The organism is Vibrio sp. J502 (assembly GCF_025397955.1).
In the GTDB taxonomy this organism is placed as follows: Bacteria; Pseudomonadota; Gammaproteobacteria; order Enterobacterales; family Vibrionaceae; genus Vibrio; species Vibrio anguillarum.
The window spans coordinates 347767-373927 of the sequence record NZ_CP104554.1 but is presented as its reverse complement, the minus strand read 5'-3'; the positions used below and the strand labels follow the sequence as shown (position 1 = coordinate 373927).

26 protein-coding genes are annotated in these 26161 nt (G+C 44.2%); 4 read left to right on the top strand and 22 right to left on the bottom strand.

All coding sequences use genetic code 11. The features are described from left to right. Positions 1-99 precede the first annotated feature (99 nt). From pgpA to N5E84_RS01755, 14 genes are all read right to left on the bottom strand, one after another. Complete coding sequence (gene pgpA / locus N5E84_RS01820) at positions 100-603, bottom strand: phosphatidylglycerophosphatase A (RefSeq protein ID WP_013856199.1); 504 nt, start codon at positions 601-603, stop codon at positions 100-102. Continuing rightward, a complete protein-coding gene (gene thiL, locus N5E84_RS01815) occupies positions 600-1574 on the bottom strand; it encodes a thiamine-phosphate kinase (protein WP_026027917.1) in 975 nt (324 codons plus the stop codon). The genes pgpA and thiL overlap by 4 nt, the downstream gene beginning before the upstream one ends. Before the next feature lie 123 nt (positions 1575-1697). Then, the gene (nusB, locus tag N5E84_RS01810; protein WP_013856197.1) at positions 1698-2165 is read right to left on the bottom strand and encodes a transcription antitermination factor NusB; all 468 of its coding nucleotides are present in this window, start codon (positions 2163-2165) and stop codon (positions 1698-1700) included. Continuing rightward, entirely contained in the window at positions 2165-2635 is a 471-nt protein-coding gene (ribE, locus tag N5E84_RS01805; protein WP_026027639.1) for a 6,7-dimethyl-8-ribityllumazine synthase, read from the bottom strand. Before ribE ends, nusB begins: the two co-directional genes overlap by 1 nt. Positions 2636-2843: 208 nt before the next feature. Further along, positions 2844-3953, bottom strand: coding sequence for a bifunctional 3,4-dihydroxy-2-butanone-4-phosphate synthase/GTP cyclohydrolase II (gene ribBA / locus N5E84_RS01800; protein ID WP_013856195.1), 1110 nt, complete (start codon positions 3951-3953; stop codon positions 2844-2846). Positions 3954-4041: 88 nt separating this feature from the next. After that, entirely contained in the window at positions 4042-4698 is a 657-nt protein-coding gene (locus tag N5E84_RS01795) for a riboflavin synthase (protein WP_013856194.1), read from the bottom strand. A gap of 1 nt (position 4699) precedes the next feature. Beyond that, positions 4700-5797 carry a bifunctional diaminohydroxyphosphoribosylaminopyrimidine deaminase/5-amino-6-(5-phosphoribosylamino)uracil reductase RibD gene (gene ribD / locus N5E84_RS01790; RefSeq protein WP_017047324.1) on the bottom strand — a complete coding sequence of 366 codons (1098 nt, stop codon included), beginning with the start codon at positions 5795-5797 and terminating at the stop codon, positions 4700-4702. 6 nt (positions 5798-5803) lie between these two features. Next, positions 5804-6253, bottom strand: a complete 450-nt coding sequence (gene nrdR / locus N5E84_RS01785) for a transcriptional regulator NrdR (RefSeq protein WP_010320136.1) — start codon at positions 6251-6253, stop codon at positions 5804-5806. 131 nt (positions 6254-6384) lie between these two features. Beyond that, positions 6385-7635, bottom strand: coding sequence for a glutamate-5-semialdehyde dehydrogenase (locus N5E84_RS01780; protein WP_019282316.1), 1251 nt, complete (start codon positions 7633-7635; stop codon positions 6385-6387). Positions 7636-7648: 13 nt separating this feature from the next. Beyond that, the gene (proB, locus tag N5E84_RS01775; protein WP_069211885.1) at positions 7649-8788 is read right to left on the bottom strand and encodes a glutamate 5-kinase; all 1140 of its coding nucleotides are present in this window, start codon (positions 8786-8788) and stop codon (positions 7649-7651) included. A gap of 122 nt (positions 8789-8910) precedes the next feature. After that, positions 8911-9300: a sigma factor-binding protein Crl gene (gene crl, locus N5E84_RS01770; protein ID WP_026027640.1), complete on the bottom strand. Its 390-nt coding sequence runs from the start codon at positions 9298-9300 to the stop codon at positions 8911-8913. 100 nt (positions 9301-9400) lie between these two features. Beyond that, positions 9401-10648, bottom strand: a complete 1248-nt coding sequence (frsA, locus tag N5E84_RS01765; protein WP_069211884.1) for an esterase FrsA — start codon at positions 10646-10648, stop codon at positions 9401-9403. 89 nt (positions 10649-10737) lie between these two features. After that, positions 10738-11202, bottom strand: a complete 465-nt coding sequence (gene tet(34), locus N5E84_RS01760; RefSeq protein WP_010320141.1) for an oxytetracycline resistance phosphoribosyltransferase domain-containing protein Tet(34) — start codon at positions 11200-11202, stop codon at positions 10738-10740. Positions 11203-11241: 39 nt separating this feature from the next. Beyond that, entirely contained in the window at positions 11242-12537 is a 1296-nt protein-coding gene (locus N5E84_RS01755; protein WP_019282317.1) for an NCS2 family permease, read from the bottom strand. Positions 12538-13423: 886 nt separating this feature from the next. On the opposite strand from N5E84_RS01755, the gene N5E84_RS01750 reads away from it, so the two are divergent. The 4 genes from N5E84_RS01750 (at position 13424) to N5E84_RS01735 (ending at position 17594) form a co-directional block, all read left to right on the top strand. Beyond that, positions 13424-14896 (top strand): aminoacyl-histidine dipeptidase, encoded by a 1473-nt coding sequence (locus tag N5E84_RS01750; RefSeq protein ID WP_019282318.1) that lies wholly within the window; start codon positions 13424-13426, stop codon positions 14894-14896. Between the two features lie 295 nt (positions 14897-15191). Then, the gene (locus N5E84_RS01745) at positions 15192-15632 is read left to right on the top strand and encodes an ATP-dependent zinc protease (protein ID WP_019282319.1); all 441 of its coding nucleotides are present in this window, start codon (positions 15192-15194) and stop codon (positions 15630-15632) included. Beyond that, positions 15632-16537, top strand: a complete 906-nt coding sequence (gene rimK, locus N5E84_RS01740; protein WP_010320145.1) for a 30S ribosomal protein S6--L-glutamate ligase — start codon at positions 15632-15634, stop codon at positions 16535-16537. The genes N5E84_RS01745 and rimK overlap by 1 nt, the downstream gene beginning before the upstream one ends. Then, positions 16497-17594, top strand: coding sequence for a succinylglutamate desuccinylase/aspartoacylase family protein (locus tag N5E84_RS01735; protein WP_095661316.1), 1098 nt, complete (start codon positions 16497-16499; stop codon positions 17592-17594). The genes rimK and N5E84_RS01735 overlap by 41 nt, the downstream gene beginning before the upstream one ends. A 106-nt stretch (positions 17595-17700) precedes the next feature. Here N5E84_RS01735 and N5E84_RS01730 read toward each other — a convergent pair whose 3' ends face one another. From N5E84_RS01730 to nqrE, 8 genes are all read right to left on the bottom strand, one after another. Continuing rightward, on the bottom strand, positions 17701-19056 hold the full coding sequence (locus N5E84_RS01730) for a sodium-dependent transporter (RefSeq protein ID WP_026027641.1): 1356 nt from the start codon (positions 19054-19056) through the stop codon (positions 17701-17703). Positions 19057-19182: 126 nt separating this feature from the next. Continuing rightward, positions 19183-20739 carry a diguanylate cyclase gene (locus N5E84_RS01725; RefSeq protein WP_050934234.1) on the bottom strand — a complete coding sequence of 519 codons (1557 nt, stop codon included), beginning with the start codon at positions 20737-20739 and terminating at the stop codon, positions 19183-19185. A 65-nt stretch (positions 20740-20804) separates the two neighbouring features. After that, entirely contained in the window at positions 20805-21548 is a 744-nt protein-coding gene (locus N5E84_RS01720; protein WP_019282322.1) for a YggN family protein, read from the bottom strand. Positions 21549-21689: 141 nt separating this feature from the next. Beyond that, a complete protein-coding gene (gene dinB, locus N5E84_RS01715; RefSeq protein ID WP_017046582.1) occupies positions 21690-22754 on the bottom strand; it encodes a DNA polymerase IV in 1065 nt (354 codons plus the stop codon). A 116-nt stretch (positions 22755-22870) separates the two neighbouring features. After that, positions 22871-23104 (bottom strand): (Na+)-NQR maturation NqrM, encoded by a 234-nt coding sequence (gene nqrM / locus N5E84_RS01710; protein WP_013856179.1) that lies wholly within the window; start codon positions 23102-23104, stop codon positions 22871-22873. 8 nt (positions 23105-23112) lie between these two features. Continuing rightward, positions 23113-24120, bottom strand: a complete 1008-nt coding sequence (locus N5E84_RS01705; protein ID WP_019282323.1) for an FAD:protein FMN transferase — start codon at positions 24118-24120, stop codon at positions 23113-23115. A gap of 180 nt (positions 24121-24300) precedes the next feature. Then, complete coding sequence (gene nqrF, locus N5E84_RS01700; RefSeq protein ID WP_013856176.1) at positions 24301-25524, bottom strand: NADH:ubiquinone reductase (Na(+)-transporting) subunit F; 1224 nt, start codon at positions 25522-25524, stop codon at positions 24301-24303. A 33-nt stretch (positions 25525-25557) separates the two neighbouring features. Further along, a complete protein-coding gene (gene nqrE / locus N5E84_RS01695) occupies positions 25558-26154 on the bottom strand; it encodes an NADH:ubiquinone reductase (Na(+)-transporting) subunit E (protein ID WP_013856175.1) in 597 nt (198 codons plus the stop codon). Positions 26155-26161: the final 7 nt, after the last annotated feature.

The window sequence follows — 26161 nt, the reverse complement described above, 5'->3', positions numbered from 1 at the left end:
CCCTGTTTCAGATAACTCTTCACTGACAAAAAAGGTTCCCAAAGGAACCTTTTTTGTTGCTAAGTCTAAGCCGTCAATCAATATTGAACGCTGACAATGTTATAACCAACCCGCCCAAAAGCCGACCCAATACAGCGCAATCGCGGATACAACACCTGCCACGATATCATCGAGCATAATCCCCAAACCACCATGCACTCGTTTATCTAACCAACTGATCGGCCACGGTTTGAGCATATCGAAAAAGCGAAACAGCACGAATCCAGCCACCAGCCATTTCCAATCTAAACTGGGTAATTCAAACAGTGGCACGACTAGCATTGTTATCCAAAAACCGGCAAATTCATCCCACACAATCGAACCGTGGTCATGCACTTTCATGTCGTCAGAAGTCACTTGGCAAATTTTCACGCCCACCAAGCAAGCCAGCACAACCACAGCACAATATACAGTGAGAGGTAGCTGTACTAACAGCAAATAAAAAGGCACTGAGGCAAGCGTTCCCATTGTGCCGGGCACGATAGGCGATAGGCCACTGCCAAAACCCGTGGCCAAAAGATGCCAAGGGTTCTTTAATGAGATTAATGCGATAGGGTTTGTCATCCGTTCACCTTAAAATGATCATAGCCGCTTAACTGCCAATTGAGTTTTTTTCCTTGATGCTGGAGCTCAAAAATACCCTGCGGGCGAATTTGGCCAATGCAACTCACCTTACAACCGCAATGAGCAAGCGCACTTTCGATGGAACCTCGGTTATGCTCTGGAACAGTGAAACACAACTCATACTCTTCACCGCTGGTTAGTGCATATTGCTGGGCTATTTGTCTCTCGCCCACAAACTGCAACAGCTCTTGCGAAATAGGCAACGCACCGACATCCAAACTCACCCCAACATTTGAACGATGCAAAATATGCTTGAGATCAGACACCAAACCATCGGAAATATCAATTGCAGAAGAAGCCAAATGAAGCAATGCTTGGCCAGCAAGAATTCTTGGCGTTGAGAGATAGTGACGCTTTTCAAGCTCTTGGGCAAAAGGTTTATGGCGTAAGCTTGGGTCAAGAATCACATCGAGCCCTGCTTGGCTATCACCAAGCTCGCCAGTGACGTAAACCCAATCTCCCACTTTGGCTCCACTGCGCAGCAGCGCCAATTCTTGTGGCACAAAACCTTGTACTGTCAAGGTAATGCTCAGTGGTCCTTTGGTTGTATCCCCACCAATTAGCTGAATATTGTAGTAATTCGCAAGTTCGAAAAAAGCATCACAAAAGGGTTTTAGCCATGCTTCATCGACACTAGGTAGAGTGAGTGCGAGCGATACCCAAGCAGGCGTTGCCCCCATCGCAGCCAGATCACTGATGTTAGATGACAATGCTTTATGAGCCACCCAAGCCGGATTCGCATCGGTTAAAAAATGAGTGCCTGCGACTAAGGTGTCGGTACTGATGGCGATCCGAACATTTTCTGGTGCTTTGACCAATGCACAATCATCTCCTAGAGCAAGAGAGACATCTTTACGTTGTGACTGACGGTTAGAGAAATAGGTATCGATTAAATTGAATTCACCGAACATAAAAAATTCCCTGCCCTGAGTTTTTATTATGTACATCATTTCTCATCGCTTAGGGCTTTCGCGGAGAAAGATCCGTCATAAAAAAGGTCAGCGAATGCTGACCTTTTATTTTAAAACGACTTATTATTTTTTGCGTACATGTGGGGCGGCTTTATCAAGCACGCCATTCACAAATTTATGGCTATCTTCAGCAGCAAATACCTTTGCTAACTCAATCGCCTCATTGATGACCACTTTATATGGCACATCATCGCGACGAGTCATTTCGTACATGGCTAAACGAAGTAACGCCAATTCCATCATGTCTAAGTCTTGCATTGGACGAGACACGAAAGGACGCAATTTGCTATCTAGCTCTGTGTGGCTTAGCACTACACCCGTGAGTAGATCACGGAAATATGCAACGTCGGTTTCTGGAGCCGCTAACGCTGGCTCAGCAGCATGATGCTCTTCTTCATCATACTTACCACCCGAGAGGAATTGCTCTTCGATAGTGGCAACATTTTCTTTTGTAATTTGCCAAGAATAAATTGCTTGTAGCGCAAATTGACGTGCATTACGACGTGCGGCTGGTTTCACACTGGCCCCCATTAGGAATCGATTTCTGAAAGAACGTTAATCATCTCAAGCGCGCTTAGTGCAGCTTCTGCACCTTTGTTACCAGCCTTGGTTCCCGCGCGTTCAATGGCTTGATCGATGGTATCAACAGTTAGAACACCAAATGCTACTGGAAGGCTGTATTCCAGAGACACTTGCGCCAAACCTTTATTGCATTCACTGCACACATAATCAAAGTGTGGCGTACCACCACGAATCACAGTGCCAAGAGACACGATAGCGTCGTATTTACCCGTTTTTGCTACGCGTTGAGCAGTAAGAGGTAATTCGACAGCACCAGGGCAGCGAACAACAGTAATATTGTCATCGCTAACTTGTCCGTGACGCTTTAAAGTATCGATTGCACCAGAAAGCAGGCTTTCGTTAATAAAACTGTTGAAACGAGAAATAACGATAGCAATTTTTGCATTTGGTGCGGGGAAACCACCCTCGATCACTTTCATAAGCCTTCCTTTAACTATATACACAAGTGAGAATCGCCGGATTCTAGCACAATTTTGTGAGCAATATCTAATGGAAATTCGGCTTAGACGGCAAACCAAGCGGCTAATCAGCGAAATAATAAAGGAAGCGTTGGGCTTCCTTTATTGGTTTTATTACGGTGTATTTTTAAATGTGACCTTAGGTTTTAAGCGCTAAAACGAGATGACATTATTGGCAGACATACTCAGTCACATTCAAGCCGAAACCGCCTAAAGCGTGATACTTTTTATTGGCTGAAGAGAGTAAACGCATATCACGAACACCTAAATCCGCCAGAATTTGTGAACCAATCCCCACACGGCGTGAAGTACCTTGTTTTTTCGCTAAAGTAGGCGCTTGGCCTTTGTCTTGTTGCTCAAACATTTTAACGCGATGGATCAATAAGTCGCTCGACTCTTCATTACCTAAAATGACCAATACGCCGCCCTCTTGGCCGATACGCTGCATCGCTTTATCTAAAGTCCAACTGCGTTCAGCATTGCGATCGCTACGCAGTAAATCGGTAAAGGTATCGTGCAGATGAACTCGCACCAATGGCGCTTGACCATCCAATGTGCCTTTTTGCAATGCGTAGTGGATCTGATTATCAATCACGTCGCGGTAAGTGATCAGTTCAAATTCACCGTATTCTGTCGGCAACTTGCACTGTGCAACACGCTCAATGGTCGTTTCTGTGTTATTACGATATTCAATCAGATCAGCAATCGTACCGAGTTTTAAACCATGTTGTTCAGCAAACACTTCAAGATCAGGGCGACGCGCCATGGTGCCATCATCATTTAAAATTTCGACGATCACAGAGGCGGGTTCTAATCCCGCAAGGCGTGCCAAATCACAACCGGCTTCCGTATGCCCAGCGCGAGTTAAAACGCCCCCCTCTTGCGCAGCCAGTGGGAAAATGTGCCCAGGTTGCACTAAGTCTGAAGCTTTCGCCTCTTTCGCCACCGCAGCTTGTACCGTCACGGCGCGATCGGCCGCTGAAATGCCGGTGGTTACGCCTTCGGCCGCTTCAATCGAGACGGTAAAATTGGTGGTGTATTGAGCATTATTATCCTGCACCATAGGAGCCAAGCCTAAACGCTGACAACGAGCTTTAGTCATGGTTAAGCAGATCAGGCCACGACCAAATTTAGCCATAAAATTAATCGCTTCAGGAGTAACGTGCTCGGCGGCCATGATCAAGTCACCTTCGTTCTCACGATCTTCGTCATCCATTAAGATGACCATTTTCCCAAGACGAATATCTTCAATGATCTCTTGCGGGGTACTTATTGGCATACTCTATTTTCCTATCGCTGAACTATTTTCCGCACAGTCCCTGACTTAGATTTATCCACGACCGTGGTGGCATGGGACAATGCGCGGTTTACGCAAAACCATTTTGTTGTAAAAATGCTAAGCTAATTTTCGACTCTGGTGTCTCTTCATCTTGCTGCTTTTGCAGCAAACGCTCCATATAACGCGCGAGCACATCCACTTCCAAATTCACTTTACGCCCGACATGAAATGCATCAATGGTCGTTTCGGCAGAAGTGTGAGGCACTATGGTCAGCTTAAAGGCATTCTTTCTTAAATCATTCACAGTGAGGCTGATACCATCTACTGTAATTGAGCCTTTTTCAGCCACGTATTTATTCAATGCCGGTGGGATCGCTACCCAAAACTCTATCGAACGACCAACGGGATTACGTTCAATGATTTCACCAACACCGTCAACGTGCCCAGAAACAATGTGTCCACCAAAACGAGTGGTGGGCAACATGGCTTTTTCTAGGTTGACCTTGTCACCAACTTGATAGTGAGCAAACCCGGTTTTGTTGAGCGTTTCTAGTGAGAGATCCGCTGTATATTGAGTGCTGTTATAATCTACCACGGTCAAACAGACACCATTTGTGGCAATACTGTCACCAAGTTTGACATCGCTCATATCAAGATGACCGACTTTCACGGTCACGCTGATGTCTTCACCTTTGGGCGTAATCGCGGCAAGTGTACCTACCGCCTCGATAATTCCTGTAAACATGCTATTTATCTTTTATTTTAGGTACGGCAATGATCCGAATATCCGGCCCAACTTGTCGTACATCTTTGATGATTAACTCTAGCGTATCCGCCATGGAAGATAGCCCCAAAGCACCAAATAGCCCCCGACCATCACTACCCATGATTTTAGGCGCTAAGTACAAAATGATCTCATCGACCAATTGGGCTTGGATCAGTGAACGAGCCAGTGTGGCACCAGCTTCTACCCAGAGATGATTCATTTGTGACTGCTCAGCTAAATAAGCTAAGGTATCCGCTAACTCAAATTGTGTCTGGTTGCTATTGAGCAATGACGTATGTTCAGTGCCAAGCACCAATACTTCACCGGAATGTTGATACAGCTTTAGACCATCATGGAGTTGGTTTTGCCTGTCAAGAATAACTCGCACTGGTTGGCGTAACTGATGTTGTGGGTAGTTCACTTGCACTGATGGAGGCAGTTCATCCCAACGCACAGTCAATGAAGCATCATCTTCAATCACTGTTTTGCTGGTCGATAAAATCCCACCCGCTTTGGCGCGAAATTTTTGCACATCTCGCCGCGCGGCCGCTGAAGTGATCCATTGACTCTGACCATTATTGAGTGCTGTTTGTCCATCAAGACTTGCGGCCATTTTCAATTGGACAAAGGGCATCCCACTTGTCATGCGTTTAATAAAACCCGGATTGAGCGCGATGGCATCCGCTTCTAACAAACCGACTTCGACTTCAATCCCAGCGTCACGCAACATTTGAATACCACGCCCAGCGACTTGAGGATTCGGATCTTGCATTGCGCAAATCACTTTCGCCACTTTGGCGTTAATCAAGCCTTCAGCGCAAGGCGGTGTACGGCCATGATGCGAGCAAGGCTCTAAAGTGACATAAGCAGTAGCACCTTGCGCTTGCTCGTTTGCCATGCGTAAGGCGTGCACTTCGGCATGCGGCTCACCAGCACGAACATGAAAACCTTCACCAACAATCTGCTCTCCTTGAGTGATCACGCAGCCGACATTGGGGTTAGGTTGAGTGGTAAAAACGCCACCTTTGGCAAGCTCAATGGCTCGCGACATCATTTGATAATCAAAAGGAGTAAACATAAGCGATTAATCTTCCAGCTTCGCGATTTCTTCACCAAACTCACGAATATCTTCAAAACTGCGATACACGGAGGCAAAGCGGATGTAAGCGACTTTATCGAGTACTTTGAGCTGCTCCATCACCAAGTTACCAATCATTTTACTTGGGACTTCTCGCTCACCAGTAGCTCGCAACTGAGATTTAATCATACTGATTGCAAGCTCAATCGCATCGGCGCTGACGGGGCGTTTTTCTAATGCTCGCTGTATACCACCGACCATTTTATCTTCGTTAAACGGTTCACGATTTCCATTTGATTTGATGACTCTTGGCATCAAGAGCTCGGCCGATTCAAACGTGGTAAAACGTTCATTACATGCCAAACATTGACGGCGACGGCGCACTTGATGGCCATCTGCGACAAGACGAGAATCAATCACTTTGGTGTCGTTCTCTGAACAAAAAGGACAATGCATATCACCTCCATAGCAATGAGCATCAGTGTACCGGAATTAGTACGCAAGTTGAACGCAAAAGGGGCATCAGCCCCTTTTCAATCTCTATTTTGTTAACAACCACACTTTGCGTTATCCATAACGAAAAGAACTTAACAACGTGATAAGTAATTGGCTTTGCCAACCCACTTATAACTGGTCAACTCTTCTAAGCCCATCGGCCCGCGAGCGTGCAATTTTTGGGTCGAAACGGCCACTTCAGCGCCTAAACCAAATTGAGCTCCATCGGTAAAACGCGTCGAAGCATTGACATACACTGCAGCAGAGCCCGCGGAATTAATAAACAGCTCTGCATTAAATAGGTCATTTGTCATGATCGCATCCGAATGGCTTGCATTGTGTTCACGCATATGTTCAATCGCTTGCTGCACGTCATCGACCACTTTGACGCCCAAAGTGTAACTTAGCCATTCGGTGTCAAAATCGCCTTCAACGGCCTCTCTCAACTGTTTCGCATGGCTCATGCAGGCTTGGGCTTTTGGCTCAACAACGAAGGTCACTTGATCATTAAGTCGTAGCACCAGTTTTGCCAAAAATTCACTCGCAATCGCTTGATGAACCAGCAAAGTATCCAGTGCGTTGCACGCAGAAGGGCGCTGAATTTTGGCGTTTTCAATTACCTCGACTGATTTGTCCAGATCCGCCGATTGGTCAACAAAAATATGGCTAATGCCAAAACCACCAATAATCACCGGAATCGTGCTGTTTTCTTTGCACATTTTATGTAGGCTAGCGCCGCCGCGCGGAATGATCATATCAACATATTCATCCAGCTTGAGCAGCTGTGAAACCAGTTCGCGCTCCGGTTTTTCAATATACTGCACTGCAGCCGCTGGTAGTTGTGCTTTTTCTAGCGCCGATTGAATAACGTTGACTAGCGCCATATTGGAGAAAAAGGTCTCTTTCCCTCCCCGTAAAATACTGGCGTTACCCGTTTTTAAACACAATGCCGCAATATCAATGGTCACATTAGGACGCGCTTCATAAATAACGCCCACCACACCTAACGGTACTCGGCGGCGAGACAATGACAATCCGTTTTCAAGCACTCGGCTATCGATTTCACTACCGACAGGGTCATTGAGATTAATCACATTACGCACGTCATTAGCAATGGCTTGCAGGCGCGATTCATTGAGCAATAGGCGATCAAGCATCGCATCGTTCAACCCGGCTTGGCGGGCCAGTTCGATATCTTGAGCATTCGCTTTTAAAATCGCGGCGCTCTGCTCCTCCAGTTCATCGGCAATGATCGCTAATGCATTGTTTTTTTGTGTCGTTGAAACGGTAGCGAGCTGGAAAGCGGCCTGTTTGGCGGCTTTACCCATTATGGTTAAATCCACTTTCTTTTCCTTACTATTCTTGGATCACAACAAGATCATCGCGATGAATGACTTCTGAGCCATAATCGTAACCTAAAATGCCTCCGATATCTTTGCTGTGTTTGCCCGCGATTTTGGCTAAGTCTTGGCTGGAATAAGCGGCGATGCCACGGGCAATTAATACGCCTTGTTTATCGGTTACTCGCGCCACTTCACCACGTGCAAAAGTACCACAGACATTCACTACCCCTTTCGCTAATAAGCTACTACCATTCGCGACTACAGCGTTGACGGCTCCGCCATCAATGACAATGTCACCAGAAGCGGCAGGACCCGCTAAAATCCAGCGTTTGCGGTTTTCTAACGCTTCGGTACATGGCAAGAAACGGGTGCCTTGCGGCGCATCACTTAAAGAATCAAAAATAACGTTGCTGGCACGCCCTGCGGCGATAATGACTTCAATCCCTGCACGACGAGCAATATCAGCGGCCTGAAGCTTAGTTGCCATACCTCCGGTGCCAAGCGTAGTACCACTACCCCCAGCGATTTTACGCAAGGTATCATCAATGGTTTTGACTTCTTTAATTAGTTCAGCGTTAGGATCTTTACGCGGGTCCGCGGTGAAGAGCCCTTTTTGGTCAGTGAGCAGCAATAGTTTATCGGCACCGCATAAAATACCGACCAGAGCTGACAAATTGTCGTTGTCGCCCACTTTGATTTCACTGGTTGCCACGGCATCGTTTTCGTTGACCACAGGAATAATATCGTGCTCGACCAAAGCATTAATGGTATCTCGCGCATTCAAAAAACGCTCACGATCTTCTAGATCGGCACGAGTCAGTAGCATTTGACCAATTTTAATCCCATAGATGGCAAAAAGAGATTCCCATGCTTGAATCAGTTGACTCTGCCCAACCGCAGCAAGCAACTGTTTGCTAGCCATTGCGTTGGGGAGTGCGGGGTAACCTAAGTGTTCTCGACCAGCGGCAATTGCGCCCGACGATACAATCACCACTGAGTGGCCTTGCTTTTTCAGTTCAGCACATTGACGGACAAGCTCAACCATATGAGCTCTATCTAACGCCAAAGTACCACCGGTTAATACACTGGTTCCTAGCTTCACAACGATTGTTTGAAGTTGCACCGCTTTTCCGCTTTGTTGATTCGTTGTCATGATTTCTTCTGAAATGGAAAACACATAAGAGCTGATGTTTTAGCAATCAAAGCAATAATTCACAAGTAGAAAAGGTGCTAAAAAGCACCTTTTTCATCACGAAGGTAAGGGGATAACGAAAATCAGACGAATTCAGCGGAATCTTGTGCAATCTCAACACTCAATTCAAAGCGCTCATAGAGACTCGCTACTAATTTGGCATGAAACTCTTCTTGGGTTCGTTTGACTTCAGAAAATACGGATTTAGGAATCGCGTCGGCATCCCACGCGCCAGCTAAGTTGTAACGTCCTGTATGATACTTAGCCTCAAACCCTGATTCTTTCTTAGTAAGTTCTAGCCACCAGCCCCAAAACTCTCGTTTCTCTGGGGATTTTTTGTCATTAACGCAAGACGCAAGGCAATCAAATAAGTAGTGATCCTCACGACATTGGCCTTCTCGTAAATAAGGTCCAATAGCTTTTAAAGCAGACAATAAGCGATAATGAGTCGGGGTGTGGGTCATTTCTGACATATTGACTCTCCATTTCAATGTTAAGAACGATCATTATTTTTATTAATCATATGCTTGTTACCGCATACCAATATCATGCTTAACTAATTTAGTAGAAAAGTCACCTAAATAGCTCATCTTCTAACCACTTTATCGCTAAATCGAGGGATTGCTCATATCCTTGTGTAATTGTTTTGCTTTTTATCTGTTTCGCTTTGCCATATTCACTAAAAATTGCAACTAATTGATTATCCGAATAGGGTGAAATGGGATCACCTTCTAATCCTAAAGCCAAAATCGGAACTTTAGTTCGCCTACTGGTTAAAAAACCTTGCACTTTCAGTGACCACGCTCGCATCAACCCAGCAAGGCTATTAATATCCACCACGTCTTTACCTAAACGAGACGCCAGCACATCAATATACATTTTGGGCATTTTTTTCAATTTTTCTGGCGAAGCTAAAATATCGTGGATAGGTGCCCCTAATGAAACACAAGCCTTGATTTTATCTTGCTCTAGAAAAGAGAGCCTGATCATAGAGTTACCACCAAATCGAAATCCAACAAGCCCCACTTTTCGATGATCAACCCAAGGCAAGCTTTCCAGTTCATTGAGTACGGCTTGATGCAGACATGAAGAATCTTCAGTTAAAGGCCAATGGGAGCTATGACCTACGGAGGGCATATCAATAGTTAACATCGCAATATCTCTAGGCGCGAGATAATCTCTAAACAAACGCCACATATCCGTCTGCAAACTGTCTAAACCGGCGCTAACCAAAACGACCGGATGAGGCCTATCGGTATTGGGCAAATGCAAATTAGCGACTATTTTTTTGTTCTTATAGGGTACTTCAATCTGCTTAATCACATAACGAGTCAATTTGGCCGCTTCGTTATAAGCGCTGTTTGACAGTATCTGTGCCTGTAAGGATAAATTATCATTTTTTAGATGCGGATAACCAGCAATGCTAAAGCAGAGCGACGCGGAAAAAAGTTCATTAGCCGCCTCTTCATCTTGCTTGCCATTAGCGCGCTTTTGGTGACGCATACCCAGCTTAGTCCACTCGTATGCCCAGTTACCACTGTGATAGCCCATAACCGTATCTAGCCAATCCGCTTCGGTTCGCGAATGTTTCGAAGAGGCAATACGGGCGAGAACTTCTTCTTGCTCTACTGGATCAACACCTTGCCATATCCACTGTAAACGCCTGAGATTTCGATACCAAACGTACCCTTCTTGCTGTTTTTTTAGGTCCAAAATTTCTTGGCTGCTTGGCATATAACGGGTCAATGCCGAGGTTTCTTGGGCTTGCTTGTATTTCTGGAACAAGGTTTCAGAAAGGTTTTGGCTGTTAGATTCAGACATAAGTCGATTCAATTGAGAGCGGTGCTCTAATAGTAATAAAAAAAATGGCCCGATAAAGGGCCATTTTCAAATAAACGCAAAGAAAAACATTACTTTTGTTTACGGTTAATCGGTTCTGCGTATTGAATCGTCATATCCCATGGCTGCTCAATCCACGTATCTTGAGCAATATCCACAACATAATCATCTAACAAGCTTACGCCAGAAGGCTTCGCACACACCGCAATCAATTTCGCTTTAGGATACATTTCACGTAGCTTACGTGCGGTATCACCACTATCGACCAAATCTTCAACAATTAAGAAACCTTCGCCGTCACCTTCAGGTGCTTTGATCACTGTCATGTCACGCTGGTGATCATGATCGTAACTTGAAATGCAAATCGTATCGACATGGCGAATACCTAATTCACGCGCCAATATGGCACCAGGAACCAGACCACCACGGCTCACCGCCCAAATACCTTTCCATTGCTCTGCAGGCATCTGTTTTTCTGCCAATTGACGACAGTAAGTCTGCATGTTGTCCCAAGTGATAACGAATTTATTGCTCATTGTTGTAAACCTAATTATTTAAATAATCTGTGTCGTTCATTACATTGCAGAGGCGATATACTTAAAGATGAAGATGGCTGACATCACCCACACACTCATCGATACACTGCGCCCTTTGCCACTAAATAGTTTGATAGCCGCATAAGCAATGAAACCAAGAGAAATACCTTCTGCGATAGAGAATGTCAGCGGCATTAATAAACAGGTAACGACGACAGGAGCCGCTTCTGTTAAATCGCGCCAATCAATACTGACCAAACCAGAAAGCATCAAAATTGCCACGTAAAATAATGCACCAGACGTAGCGTACGCAGGGATCATTCCAGCTAATGGCGAGAAGAATAATGCAAGTAAGAACAAAATGCCAACAACGACTGCAGTCAGCCCTGTGCGCCCGCCAGCAGCAACACCCGCCACACTTTCAATGTAAGAGGTTGTGTTTGATGTACCCAGCAGGGCACCGACTGACGTAGCGGTAGAATCGGCAAGCAATGCTTTATTTAGACGTGGGATTTTACCATCTTTACCAATCAAATCTGCTTTTTGCGCCACGCCAACTAAGGTGCCAGCCGTGTCAAATAGATCGACAAACAGAAACGCAAATACCACTGAAATCATACCCACTTCAAAAATGGCGGAGAAATCAAGCTGCAAAAAAGTTGGCGCAATACTTGGTGGTGCCGACATAATGCCATGCCACTGAACGTCACCAAACACTAAACCAAGGCCAGTAACCGCAAGAATCGCGATCATTACGGCCCCCTTTAAACCACGATGAACCAAAGCAATCGTCAGGAAGAAACCTATCGCACCGAGTACAGCAGGAAGAGAAGTAATTGCGCCGACAGAAACCAAAGTTGCAGGGTTATCAACCACAATGCCTGCATTTTTCAGGGCAATAAAGGCAAGAAAAAGTCCAATACCGGCCGAGATCCCCGTTCGTAATGACATCGGAATCGAACCGATGATCCACTCACGGATTTTAAAGATACTAAGAAAAATGAACAGAACACCAGAAACGAATACCGCCGCCAGCGCAACTTGCCATGTATATCCCATGCCGAGCACAACGGCGTAAGTAAAAAATGCGTTTAACCCCATACCCGGAGCCTGTGCGATTGGGTAGTTGGCAACAAAGCCCATGATGAAACAGCCAATAGCCGCCGCAAGACACGTAGCAACAAATACTGCACCACGGTCCATGCCGGCATCCGCTAAGATCGCAGGGTTAACAAAGATAATGTATGCCATCGTGAGAAATGTCGTTATTCCTGCGATAACCTCAGTGCGCACGTTTGTGCCATATTCACTAAGTTTAAATAGCCTTTCGAGCATGATCGAGTCCTATAAGGGTAAAAAGTAAACGGTTGCGTAATCGATTGGCTGTGGATTATAGAGAGATCAGATCACAAATTCCAGATAGAATTAAGGCTGTAATATGCTTTTATTAATGGCTTATGAACCTAGTCGCGCTTCATTTCTTCAAAAAGAAAAAGCGGATTTCCATATCGTATTGCCATTGAGCCGTAAAGGAAGTGCTGAACATTGAGATAAAAAAACGCCACCTCATCTGAGGTGGCGGCGAATCATTTTAGCCAAACTGACTACAAAAAAATTCCAATATCTAGGGGGTGAACATACAGTTCAAATAACATGCTTAAAGTCTTAATAACCAAAGCTTGTTGGGTAAGCAAAGTTGCCAGTGTAAACAGACTTGTTTGTCCAGAACATTGCAGATGGTAAACCTTTCATAACTATCACCTTATAAAATCAATTGAACATAAATTTGATTTCTCGGTTCCATGGAGGCGATAAACGGACTCATCCTTTGAGCATTTTTTCTTCGCTTTCGAAGTTGGTTACAAATATACCACCAAGAAATTAAATTACAATATTTAGCGTGATAAAAATCACATAATTTTATTTTAATGATCTACATCAACAGATTTAAGTAATTAAATTACACAAATATCAGCAAAAAATGATTATTAGGCGGTAAGGGGAAGAATCTCATCGCCGATTGTGTCATCTCTTCTATACGCTACAGTCGATTTAATGTGACACCAATAAAACAATTCTCAAGCGGTGAGGCTACTCGCTGATTGTCGAGAGTGGTATGCTGTCCACCACTACAAGTCATGCTCAGATCTAGTCGATATCGCTACCAAAGAAACATTTCGCCTGTTCATGATCTGGCAAGCTCGAATAAAAGGAGTATTCCGTGTCTGAGTTCTATTCTGAAATCAGTAAATTGTCATCGGCACCCGTATGGCAATTTTTCGATAAAATCTGTTCCATTCCTCACCCGTCTAAGCATGAAGAAGCCTTAGCCCAACACATCATCCAGTGGGCGACAGAGCAGGGTTTAGCGGTACGCCGAGATCCAACCGGTAACGTTTTCATAAAAAAACCAGCGACAGCTGGCATGGAACATAAGAAAGGTGTGGTTCTACAAGCTCATATTGATATGGTGCCGCAAAAAAACGAAGACACGCAGCACGACTTTGCTAAGGACCCTATCCAACCGTATATCGATGGCGAATGGGTAACAGCCAAAGGAACCACTTTAGGTGCCGATAACGGTATGGGTATGGCAGCATGTTTGGCTGTTCTCGCGTCAAAAGAGCTCAAGCACGGCCCTATTGAGGTGTTACTGACGATTGATGAAGAAGCGGGTATGACAGGTGCTTTCGGCCTTGAAGCGGGTTGGTTAGAAGGAGAGATCCTGCTCAATACTGATTCAGAACAAGAGGGCGAAGTATATATGGGCTGTGCTGGTGGTATTGATGGCGCAATGACTTTTAATATCCAACGACAAGCCATGCCTGCTGGTTACGTAACACATCAATTGATTTTGAAAGGGTTAAAAGGAGGTCACTCTGGGTGTGACGTCCATACTGGCCGTGGGAATGCTAACAAGCTGCTGGCTCGCTTTCTTGCTAGTCACGCACAAGAACTTGATTTACGTTTGATCGAGTTTCGCGGTGGTAGCCTACGTAACGCCATTCCTCGAGAAGCGTTTGTCACCGTGGCCATTCCTGCCGAAAATGGGGTAAAACTGGATGAGCTATTTAGCACCTATACCCAGCTAGTGAAAGAAGAGCTTGGACGCGTCGAAACAGGAATTGTCACTTTCAACAACCCGCAAGAAAATGCAGAAAATGTCTTCGCTCTTGTTGATCAACAACGTTTTATTGCCGCATTAAACGCGTGTCCAAACGGTGTGATCCGGATGAGCGATGAAATTGAAGGCGTAGTTGAAACCTCATTGAATGTCGGTGTGATTACCACGCAAGAAAACTCTGTGACTGTGTTATGCCTTATTCGTTCTCTGATTGATTCAGGTCGCCAACAGGTTGAAAGCATGCTCAAATCCGTTGCTGAGCTAGCGAATGCGGAAATTGCCTTTACTGGTGCTTATCCGGGCTGGAAACCAGATGCCGATTCAGAGATCATGGTTATTTTCAGAGACATGTACCAAGGTATTTACGGTCATAAACCGAATATCATGGTGATCCATGCTGGCCTAGAATGTGGTCTTTTCAAAAAACCTTACCCAGAAATGGATATGGTTTCGTTTGGCCCAACCATTAAATTCCCTCACTCACCGGATGAGAAAGTGAAGATCGACACAGTCGACCTTTTCTGGGAGCAAATGGTTGCCCTACTAGAGCATATTCCAGCGAAAGTTTAACCCACTCTGATGTCGAATTCTTCAACCAGCGTGTAATAGCAAGTTGATGAATATCTTGCTTTGGCAGCGGAATTCGGCATCAATCCTTACCTCTTTTTCTATCAATTAATTTTATCGATAAGGCAAATTAATTTCATTAGCGCACATTTTTTGTGACTGCTAGAGTTCGCCCCCTTGAAGTTCCTAGAGTTATTCACCACACTCTCTTCAAGCGATAACACCATTTAAAAGTTGTATCGGGGATGCGGCTACTCCTTAGCGGCGTCTTACATTCTCCAAAAATATTGAAACTGCGATGAAAGAAGAAATGATTGTCGGATGGCGAGAAACTCTCAGCCTTCCAGGGTTAGGTATTGAGCAAATTAATGCCAAAGTCGATACCGGAGCCCGCACGTCGTGCTTACACGCATTTAAGGTAGAGAGCTTCATCAAGGAAGAGACTCTTTGGGTTCGCTTTTGGATCCACCCTGTGCAGCGCAATAATGACAAGGTCACAGTGTGCGAAGCTAAAGTCATTGATGAACGAATCGTCCGTGATTCCGGTGGCCATGAAGAGTCACGTTACGTTATTCAATCAGACGTTAGTTTGGGCGGCCAAACTTGGCCCATTGAAATAACGTTAACCAATCGCGAAAATATGGGTTTTCGTATGCTATTAGGTCGCACCGCAATGCACCGTCGAATTTTAGTTAATCCAACTAAATCGTTTTTAATCGCTTTCGAGGAGAGCAAATAATGAAAATTGGTATTCTGTCACGTAATGCTTCGTTGTATTCAACCAAGCGTCTGATTGAAGCGTGTAAAAGCCGTGGCCACCAAGTCAAAGTGATTGATGGGCTGCGTTGCTATATGAATATCAATTCTGAAAAACCCGAAATTCACTTTAAAGGTGAAGAGTTAGCGGGTTTTGATGCAGTCATTCCTCGTATTGGTGCATCCGTTACGTTTTACGGTACTGCGGTATTACGCCAATTTGAAATGATGGGGGTTTATCCCGTCAATGAATCTGTGGCTATTAGCCGTTCCAGAGATAAACTTCGCTCAATGCAGCTATTGTCTCGTCGCGGCATTGGTATGCCAATTACTGGTTTCGCCAGCAAACCCGATGATGTCAAAGACTTACTCGACATGGTCGGAGGAGCACCGGTAGTAATTAAATTACTTGAAGGAACTCAAGGCATCGGTGTAGTGTTAGCGGAAACACGCAAAGCAGCAGAAAGTGTGATCGAAGCGTTCATGGGCTTGAAAGCCAATATCATGGTGCAAGAGTACATCAAAGAGGCTGGTGGCGCCGATATTCGCTGTTTCGTTATTGGCGACAAAGTTATCGCAGCCATGAAACGGCAAGGTGCCGATGGTGAGTTTCGCTCTAACCTACACCGCGGCGGAACGGCCTCTTTGGTAAAAATCACCCCTCTAGAACGTAAGACGGCTATCGATGCGGCGAAGATTATGGGTCTCAATGTTGCGGGTGTGGATCTTTTGCGATCGGAACGTGGCCCATTAGTGATGGAAGTCAATTCATCGCCAGGTCTTGAAGGTATTGAAGCCGCTACTGGTAAAGATATCGCCGGGTTGATTGTCGAATTTATTGAAAAAAATGCGGCAACGAAAGGGACAAAAACACGTGGCAAAGGTTAGGAAAAACACAGCATTTCATTTCCTGGGGGATTCAGTTCCCCCAGGAACGCGCAAGGCAATGGAGCTAGAAGCGGCTAAGCTTTATACACACTCGCCACTCTCTATCCCTATCGAAATCATTAATGGAATATCCACTGGCCCAACCTTAATGGTCAATGCCGCCATCCATGGTGATGAACTGAACGGCGTTGAAATAGTCCGTCAACTGATCAACTCCATTGACCCGCAAAAACTAAAAGGGACACTGATTGTTGTCCCCATCGTCAATGCCTTTGGCTTTATTCATAAATCTCGCTACCTTCCTGATCGACGCGATCTCAATCGCTGCTTCCCTGGAAGTGAAACTGGCTCCCTCGCCTCTCGCATTGCACATATTTTCTTTTCCCAAGTCGCTTTACGTTGTGATTACATCATCGACCTGCATACTGGTGCTATTCATCGCACGAATTTGCCACAAATCCGCGCCGATCTCACTAATCCTGAAACCTTGCGTATTGCCCAAGCATTTGCAACCCCAGTGATCATCGACTCTCCACTGCGTAATGGCTCGCTCAGAAGTGAAGCAGAGAAATCAGGCATCACAGTATTAACTTATGAAGCAGGTGAAGCGCTAAAATTTGAACCTATTGCCATCAATGCGGGTATTGTCGGTGTGAAACGCACCATGCAAGCCATTGGTATGATGCGCAAAAGTCGCAAGGCCGTACCGACATCGATCATCGCAAAATCAACCAGTTGGCTCAGAGCCGAGAGCGATGGCATCTTGCGCACTGTGGTGACGCTTGGTGACAAGGTCGAAAAAGGACAAGTGCTTGCCTATATCAACTCACCGCTTGGTCATGTTGAAGTCGAATTAAGAGCCAATAAGGGTGGTATTGTGATTGGCCAACAAACTCTGCCTCTTGTTAATGAAGGGGATGCCGTATTCCATCTCGCCTACTTCTCGCAAAGCGATGAGATGGTTGAGCAAGTCGTGGGCGATTTTATTGAAGAGGTCGCAGACAGCGATTTAGAACCTCTGACCACGGGACACTTGATGCCACCGTCGATGGTCTAAATAGTCGATAACTCTAAACAATAGAGACACATAAGTTCAATAATAAAGCCCTTATTCAAAGGGCTTTATGCTGTTTAAGTGTGGGTGGGAGGAAAAAAGTAATTCATTAACCGAACGAAGCCCAAATCACCGTAGCCACTAATACAGGGCAGACAAATTTCACGTACCAAGGCCAGATTTTACCAAACCAACCCAATTGGAACTCAGGGAAACCTTGTTCTAACTCTTTGACCTTCGCGTGACGACGCCATACCCAACCGCCAAATAGGCAGAACATCAGCGCAGCTGTCGGCTGCAAATATTGCGTCGCAACCGTTGCCACTAAGCCAAATAGCGCACCAAAATTATAAACAATAACGACACTGACTAGCGCAATTAACGCGCCTAATACCCAGCTTGTTGGTGCGCGTTTCGTATTAAAACGCTCGCTGACTAAGGCTACAGGGCATTCCAGCATAGAGATAGAAGAGGTTAACGCGGCGATCGTCAGTAAAGTGAAAAATACGATAGCAAACACCTGCCCCATCCAACCAAGGCTATCAAACATCAATGGCAACACGGTAAAAACGAGCGTGTCTGAATTTAGTAAAGAACCGTCAGCGGCATAGATTTCCACACCTTTATGCATCGCAACAAACATCGCAGGCAACACAACAAGGCCAGCAATGAAAGCCACGGCAGTATCAACTAAAGTCACATTTAGTGCCATCTTCGGCAGGTTTTCTTGCTTACTCAGATAAGAGCCGTAAATCAGCATCGAGCAGCCACCAATGGTTAATGAAAAAAAGCCTTGTCCCATTGCCGCCAGTAAAAGATGTCTGTCAAACACCTTTGAAAAATCAGGGACCAAATAGTGTTGTAAACCTTCCATCGCACCAGTTTGCATCATGATGTAAACAAACAGCACACCAAACAGTACAAACAATGCAGGCATTAAACGCGTTGACCATTTCTCAATCCCGTCTTTAACACCACCTTGCACGATTAGAATCGTCAAAATATAAAACACTAAGGTTCCGAATAAGTTACGCTCAACACTAAACCCTTTCAACCAAGCTGTGATTTCCACAAAACCCAATAACTCTGTCATCGCACCGAGTAAAAAGCAGATTAGCCAGCCACCGACGATGCTGTAAAACGCCAGTACCGCACTCGGAACACTCAAACCAATCCAACCGACAAAGCCACCGACCATTTTACCTAGTGGATGAGGCGTTAATGAGCGCATGCTATCAACAGGGTTTGCTTGCCCAAAACGGCCTATCGCCATTTCAACCACTAACATAGGGAAGGCAACGACCATGATCATCACCAAATAAACCAATAAGAATGCGCCGCCGCCGTTGCTTGCCGCTTGGGTTGGAAAGCCCCAGATATTACCTAGGCCAACTGCCGCACCCGCCGCCGCAAGAATAAAACCAAGACGTGAACCAAAATGTTCACGAGAATCAGACTGTGTCATACCACTCACACAAATATCAATAGACTAGTTAGCTAGTACGGTAATACAGGCAACCAAATAGAGCAATTCCACTGCTTATTTATTAAACAAGCATTGCAAAAATAAACAGAATTTACTGCGTAAAGATTATTGAACAGGCAATGTTAACGGGAGATTAGAGGTGAATTTTTGCACGAGATAACGACCTCTTCCTTGTGCTTTGACTGCATAAAGTGCTCTATCAGCCACATGAAAGAAATCTAGATAGTGATTCAGCTGTCGGGTATCAATTTCAACCCCTCCAACGCTGATTGAAAGCGTCTTCTTCGCCGGGGAAAATTGGTGGGTGATGCGCAGCGATTCAACCGATTCGATCAGTCGTTTAGCATAAGCTTGACCATCAATTTCGATGTCGCTCGCCAAAACTACACAAAACTCTTCTCCACCAAATCGAGCAACCAGTTTTTCACCGCCAAAATCCAATTTTTTTAAGCTGGTCGCAACAGATTTCAATGCTTCATCACCCTCTAAGTGGCCGTAGTGATCATTGAACAATTTAAAATAGTCAATATCGATTAAAAACAATACGATATATCTAAATTGATAATCAACAATATAGCTTTTAAAGACCTTTTCTAAACGACGGCGGTTCGCAATACGTGTGAGTGGATCGTGCTCTGATTGCCATTTTAATTCACGCCGACTGGTTTCCAGCTCCCATACTATTTGGTTCATCGTACGAGAAAACTCTTTCATTTCCTTCGATATGAAGGATCGCTCACTAGGCATCTTTCCACCCGATGCTTTAAATTGATCCAGTACTTGATTGGCATCATTGATTGGCTTGACTACTTTATTCGCTACAACTAAGTTCAAGAAAAACATTAGGATAGAGAATGAAGCAAGCCCAGACAGCTCCTGCCATTGAATAAACGGTGGGACTTTAACGGTATGACTTACTTTAATCAACACAGTAAGACGATTGCGATAATCAAGCATTTCAAGGTAAGAGATATTATCTTCATGTGGCGCTGCAACTGTTTGATCATTAAGACTTTTGATCAGCATCACTTCCACATTCACCCCAGTTGCAATCACAAGCTCATTGATAAACTGTCCACTGATCCTTTTTAAAAAAAGTAAATAACCTTTGTCGCATTCCTTTGCGTCACTATTACAAACCCGAGAGGTTGCAACGATAAAAGGTTTGTCGTCTATCACGATAAAACTGAGATTCGGTTTGATGAAATCTTTTGGTGCTTTCATCGCGTCCGCTAAAATATCACCAAAATTATATCGAATCGCATCATAACTGGCTTCATGGCCAGTCTCATAGTCGTAGCGCTGGCCCCAAACTAATTGCACATCTGGATTAAAAATAAAAATACCGTCTAATGACTTGGATTCAAAGATGTGAGTACCAATACTGTCGCGAATAAAATCATCATTAGGCTTAGCAATAAAATCGGCCATTTCATTCCATGCGGCATAATCAGCCAACGATGCCCCCATGTCCGTTTTTTGCATATTAAGAACAGTTCGAACTCGGTTAACCTCACCTCGTTGCAAGGAAAGAGCATCTTCAACGGCGCGATCATAAGACCACATAAACTTAAATAGCAGATAACACAAAATAAACAGCACAACGAAGGCTATTGAAACTAATGCTGTTAACCGTCTCAAGCTAAAATTATTAAACAACATCCATACCAGTAAATTAACCTAACATCATAGACACAAATAAAGAGCACCGAATGTGCTCTTTAAGTTTAGATGGTAAAGACTTGATAATCTTTTAATACTGGTATTTTTTGGTGCAGTTGTTGCTCCTGCTCAACCATATCATCAAGAGACTCACAAAAATCACGACTCTCTTTTTGAATTGTGGCGGCGTTTTCTTGAATTCGCTCGGCTAACTTAACTTTTAAGTCCGCCATGGTATCGGTCAATTTTGTGATATTTAATCCACCCTCTTCTCTCATTTTCAGTGAAAGAGCATCGAAGGCACCGGATATAAACTCTTTGTTAAATAAAGCTTTCGCTTTTTCAAAATCATCGGCCCAAGTTTGCGTCATTGATTCAAAAGTCTGCGCAGGGAGAACCAGCTCGCCATCTTTATAATAACGAGATTCAATATTAGTAAAAAAAGCAGCCATGGATTGCTTGGCGCTATCGAAGGCGTTGGGAGATTCAATACTTTTCGCAACATCATCCAAAATATCATTCGCCAACGCTAAGCCATCACTCGCCATCTGTTTTACTTTAGGCAATGAAGCATTCATGCTTTCTCTATACTGCTCAAGGGCCGTTTTCTGCTCACTGTCGAGTTCCATCTTTTCACCACGGATATAGAGATTATTCTGTTTATCTATCAAAACAGTGTCGGTGCTCGTTTTAAGAATTTCAACCTTATCACCATCAAGGTGAACTTCATGGTTCACATCAACTCGGCACTGCGCTGCCCACAAAGGGGAGCTCAGCAACATTAAAGTGACTAACACTACTTTTTTCATTGTTTTCTCTCATCGATCGTTTTATGACTAACCATATCAGGTGTGGATATTTGATGAGTTAGTGCTTCTCGCTAGCAATATAAATGATTTCAACCTAAAACCGTCAATTTAATGACATAAATGTTAGTTTGTTTCACTAATTTAAAAAAAACTGAGCTGCTTATTGAGCATTTCTGGCTTTAACATCACCTGTAAACCAAGTAAGCGAATTTCTCGCCCATTTTGCCGCAACAAAATATTCTCCAAAAGGGTTCGAAAATCATTGAGCTCTAACTGTGGATGAAGATGCTCAATCGTCGTAAGTTGAAAATCGGCAAACTTGACTTTGATCCCTTGTTTGACAATCGACCCATCAACACTCGCTCTGTCTAACCTCGCTTTTATCTCTGGATAGAGATGATGTTCAATCACCTGCCAGCACTCTTCATAACTTGAGATATTTTGACTAAATGTTCTTTCGACACCTAATGATTTGCGCTCTCTCTCTGTCACGACTTCGCGATTATCAATTCCATGACTTTTCTTCCATAGTGAAGCGCCTAATCTGCCAAAGTTACGAAGTAGCTCTCGATAGTCCGTTAGCTTGATATCTTCACACTTATAAAAACCCGCTTGGTGCAACTTTTCCAGACTAACCTTACCGACACCGGGTATTTTCTCTAGCGGCAATGAATCGACCACCTGCTGTACTTTATCGGGTGGTATTACAAATTGGCCGTTAGGCTTATTCATATCAGAGGCCACTTTAGCCAAAAATTTTACAGGTGCTACACCTGCAGAGGCGGTCAGTTGGAGTTCGTTGTGAATATCATGGCGAATAGCTTGAGCTATCAATGTTGCGCTTCCTTGACATAGCGGTGAATCACTCACATCAAGAAATGCTTCATCTAATGATAACGGCTCAATAATGGAAGTATAACGTTCGAATATCTGTCGGATTTGAATGGAGATAGCTTTGTATACCGACATTCGCCCCGGAACGACCAGCAGATTGGGGCATAATTTTAAAGCTTGAGCGGTCGGCATTGCGGAACGAACGCCAAATTTCCTCGCTTCATAATTGCAAGTACTTAACACACCACGCTGCTTTTCATGACCACCAACGGCTAGAGGGCGATGCCTATATTCGGGGTTATCACGCATTTCTACCGCAGCGTAGAAACAATCCATATCAATATGGATAATTTTTTTGATTTTATTTTCCAATTCAAAACCATCAAATGACTGTATACATGAACAGTATATTCTTGGTTTCTATGGATTGAAATGAATTGCTTTTAAAAATTAAAGAGCCTGCACAAAACAGGCTCTTCAATCGTAGCTCAGGCGATACGATCTTTTTCCCAATGCGCTAACTTTTCAGCTCTTGCTGCGGCCTTAGCTTCGCGTTTTTTACGTGCATCACAAGGCTCTGGGCAATTGCACACTTTTTCAATGCCAACAGCACCTAATCCACCACAGCTGCCTTTGACTACTTTCTTTTGAAAGACATAGCCAACCGCCATCGCGGCAATGACACACAGAAATACACTGAATGTAATGAAAAAAGTATTCATAACTTAACTCACTTTTTATTTAGAAATGGCTTAAATGCGCTGGAGGCAATCTCTTCAAAACCTTGTTCTGTTTTCACAATCATGAACACAGGAATATTGTATTGCTCTGCAACCTCAATACCTTTCGTCTCTCCTAGTACCATTAATCCAGTCGCTAGGCCATCTGCCGTCATTGAAGATGCATCCAAAACGGTAACTGATACCACTTTATTATGGATGGGTTTGCCAGTGATTGGATTGATAATGTGAGAATAACGCACACCATCTTGCTCAAAATAATTACGGTAATCACCTGAAGTGGCAATTGCCAGATCACCAGGTTCAATGATCTCTTGAGCGGTACGTTCATCAACTGTCGGTTTTTCTATAGCGATTCGCCAAGGTACGCCTTCTCGATTTACGCCTTTTAAGCGCATCTCACCACCGACTTCAACCATGTAATTGGCAATGCCTTGTGATTGAATGTAGTCAGCGACCACGTCGACTCCCCATCCTTTCGCAATAGTTGAAAGGTCCACATAGAGATTAGGAAGATCTTTACTTAACGTAGTGTCGGTTGCGCTAAGATGCTCAATGCCTATATTGTTTTTACGCTCAGCCAATTCAGCATCGCTTGGCACCACATCAGGACGAGCTTCAGGGCCAAAACCCCATAGGTTAACCAAAGGACCAACAGTGACATCCAATGCACCTAAAGTAAGACCGTTAAGACGCAGCGCTTCTTTCACCACGGTTGCGGTTTGAGAAGAAACCGTAAAAGGTTCCGTTCCTTGATATTGATTAAAACGGCTGAGCTCAGAATCTTTACGATAGGTCGACATTTGATCGTTCACTTCTTCCAATAACCGATCAACTTCCTTTTGGAGAGCCTCCGAGCTAGGGATCCCTTCAGCTTTCAGGTACTTAATATTGTAAGTCGTGCCCATAGTAGGGCCACTGAGATGAACTTGCTCAACCGATTTTTCACAACCCGCTAAGATGAATAGAGAAGCTAACGCAACAAGCCATTTTTTCACTTGTTTACTCCTAAAAATGAAAGTGAATATAGAAAAGAAGTGGTTATAGAAAAGAAATTCCTACACCTATTTTCTATGTTAACTGAGTTGGAATTCAAAGCCACAAGGCAAAACTAAAACTTGAAAAAAACAATGGCTGACTCATCAGAGCCAGCCATGGGTTTTACTTACTTCAGTGAATTAACCACCGAAGTCATCAAGAAGGATGTTCTCATCTTCTACACCAAGGTTTTTCAGCATGCCAATCACAGCCGCATTCATCATCGGTGGACCACACATGTAGTATTCACAATCTTCAGGCGCTTCATGGTCTTTCAGATAGTTTTCATACAATACATTGTGGATGAAACCTGTGTATCCATCCCAGTTATCTTCAGGCATTGGATCAGAAAGCGCACAGTGCCATACGAAATTCGAGTTTTCAGCTGCAAGGCCGTCAAAATCTTCAACGTAGAACATCTCACGCTTAGAGCGCGCACCATACCAATAAGACATCTTACGGGTAGATTTTAAACGCTTAAGCTGATCGAAGATGTGTGAGCGCATTGGAGCCATGCCCGCACCACCACCGATAAAGACCATTTCTGCATCCGTATCTTTGGCAAAGAACTCACCAAATGGACCAGAAATAGTACATTTATCACCTTCTTTCAGTGACCAAATGTAAGAAGACATCTGACCCGGTGGCACATTGGGATTATTAGGCGGCGGCGTAGCAATACGCACGTTTAGCATAATAATACCGAACTCTTCAGGGTAATTCGCCATTGAGTAAGCACGAATAATGTCTTCATCAACTTTTGACTCGTAGCGGAACAGGTTAAATTTGTCCCAATCGCCACGATACTCTTCTGGCACGTCAAAATCTGAATATTTGATGTGGTGTGCTGGCGCTTCGATCTGAATGTAACCACCAGCACGGAAAGGTACTGACTCGCCATCAGGGATCTGAAGTTTAAGCTCTTTAATGAAGGTGGCTTTGTTGTCGTTAGAGATAACGGTACATTCCCACTTTTTAACACCAAAAATTTCTTCAGGAAGTTCAATATCCATGTCTGTTTTCACAGCCACTTGACACGCTAAACGTTCACCCTCACGAGCTTCACCTTTAGTAATGTGATCAAGTTCAGTAGGAAGAATATCACCACCGCCAGATTTCACTTTTACACGGCATTGACCACAAGAGCCGCCACCACCACACGCCGATGATACAAAGACACCAGAGCCTGCAAGTACGCTCAGTAGCTTACCACCTGGATTAGTCACAATAGACTTATCTGCATCACCGTTAATTGAAATTGTAATGTCGCCTGTTGGAACTAGCTTAGATTTAGCAAATAGAATTACCAAAACGAGTGCTAGAACAATCAGGGTAAACATCACTACACCAAGAATAATGTCCATTGACTATTCCTTAATTGTTGCGGTTTACCCGACTTACAGTTGAACACCAGAGAAAGACATAAAGCCTAACGCCATTAGACCCGCCGTGATGAAGGTAATCCCTAAACCACGTAAACCCGGAGGTACATCTGAATATTTCATTTTCTCACGGATACCGGCAAGAGCGACAATCGCTAACATCCAACCCACACCCGAACCGAAACCGTAAACGACGGATTCAGCAAAGTTATAATCACGCTGAACCATGAAAGATACACCACCAAAAATGGCGCAGTTCACTGTGATTAAAGGTAAGAAAATGCCCAGCGCGTTATACAAAGGTGGGAAAAAACGATCCAATATCATCTCTAAGATCTGTACCAATGCGGCAATAACACCGATAAAGGTAATGAAATTTAGAAATGTAAGATCAATATTTTCACCCAATGCACCCGGTTTAAGTAACAAGTTATAAACCAAGTTATTCACTGGTACTGAAATGGTCAGAACAACAGTAACCGCAATCCCTAAACCAAACGATGTCTTTACTTTCTTAGATACAGCAAGAAATGTACACATACCCAAGAAGAAAGAGAGTGCCATGTTTTCGATAAAAATCGATCGAACAAGCAAACTGATATAATGTTCCATAACGCCC

Coding starts and splice junctions, on each gene's coding strand:
- pgpA (WP_013856199.1), bottom strand. CDS start 603: ATGACAAACCCTATCGCATTAATCTCATTAAAGAACCCTTGGCATCTT.
- thiL (WP_026027917.1), bottom strand. CDS start 1,574: ATGTTCGGTGAATTCAATTTAATCGATACCTATTTCTCTAACCGTCAG.
- nusB (WP_013856197.1), bottom strand. CDS start 2,165: ATGGGGGCCAGTGTGAAACCAGCCGCACGTCGTAATGCACGTCAATTT.
- ribE (WP_026027639.1), bottom strand. CDS start 2,635: ATGAAAGTGATCGAGGGTGGTTTCCCCGCACCAAATGCAAAAATTGCT.
- ribBA (WP_013856195.1), bottom strand. CDS start 3,953: ATGCCAATAAGTACCCCGCAAGAGATCATTGAAGATATTCGTCTTGGG.
- N5E84_RS01795 (WP_013856194.1), bottom strand. CDS start 4,698: ATGTTTACAGGAATTATCGAGGCGGTAGGTACACTTGCCGCGATTACG.
- ribD (WP_017047324.1), bottom strand. CDS start 5,797: ATGTTTACTCCTTTTGATTATCAAATGATGTCGCGAGCCATTGAGCTT.
- nrdR (WP_010320136.1), bottom strand. CDS start 6,253: ATGCATTGTCCTTTTTGTTCAGAGAACGACACCAAAGTGATTGATTCT.
- proB (WP_069211885.1), bottom strand. CDS start 8,788: ATGACAACGAATCAACAAAGCGGAAAAGCGGTGCAACTTCAAACAATC.
- crl (WP_026027640.1), bottom strand. CDS start 9,300: ATGTCAGAAATGACCCACACCCCGACTCATTATCGCTTATTGTCTGCT.
- frsA (WP_069211884.1), bottom strand. CDS start 10,648: ATGTCTGAATCTAACAGCCAAAACCTTTCTGAAACCTTGTTCCAGAAA.
- N5E84_RS01755 (WP_019282317.1), bottom strand. CDS start 12,537: ATGCTCGAAAGGCTATTTAAACTTAGTGAATATGGCACAAACGTGCGC.
- N5E84_RS01745 (WP_019282319.1), top strand. CDS start 15,192: ATGAAAGAAGAAATGATTGTCGGATGGCGAGAAACTCTCAGCCTTCCA.
- rimK (WP_010320145.1), top strand. CDS start 15,632: ATGAAAATTGGTATTCTGTCACGTAATGCTTCGTTGTATTCAACCAAG.
- N5E84_RS01735 (WP_095661316.1), top strand. CDS start 16,497: ATGCGGCAACGAAAGGGACAAAAACACGTGGCAAAGGTTAGGAAAAAC.
- N5E84_RS01730 (WP_026027641.1), bottom strand. CDS start 19,056: ATGACACAGTCTGATTCTCGTGAACATTTTGGTTCACGTCTTGGTTTT.
- N5E84_RS01725 (WP_050934234.1), bottom strand. CDS start 20,739: ATGTTGTTTAATAATTTTAGCTTGAGACGGTTAACAGCATTAGTTTCA.
- N5E84_RS01720 (WP_019282322.1), bottom strand. CDS start 21,548: ATGAAAAAAGTAGTGTTAGTCACTTTAATGTTGCTGAGCTCCCCTTTG.
- nqrM (WP_013856179.1), bottom strand. CDS start 23,104: ATGAATACTTTTTTCATTACATTCAGTGTATTTCTGTGTGTCATTGCC.
- nqrF (WP_013856176.1), bottom strand. CDS start 25,524: ATGGACATTATTCTTGGTGTAGTGATGTTTACCCTGATTGTTCTAGCA.
- nqrE (WP_013856175.1), bottom strand. CDS start 26,154: ATGGAACATTATATCAGTTTGCTTGTTCGATCGATTTTTATCGAAAAC.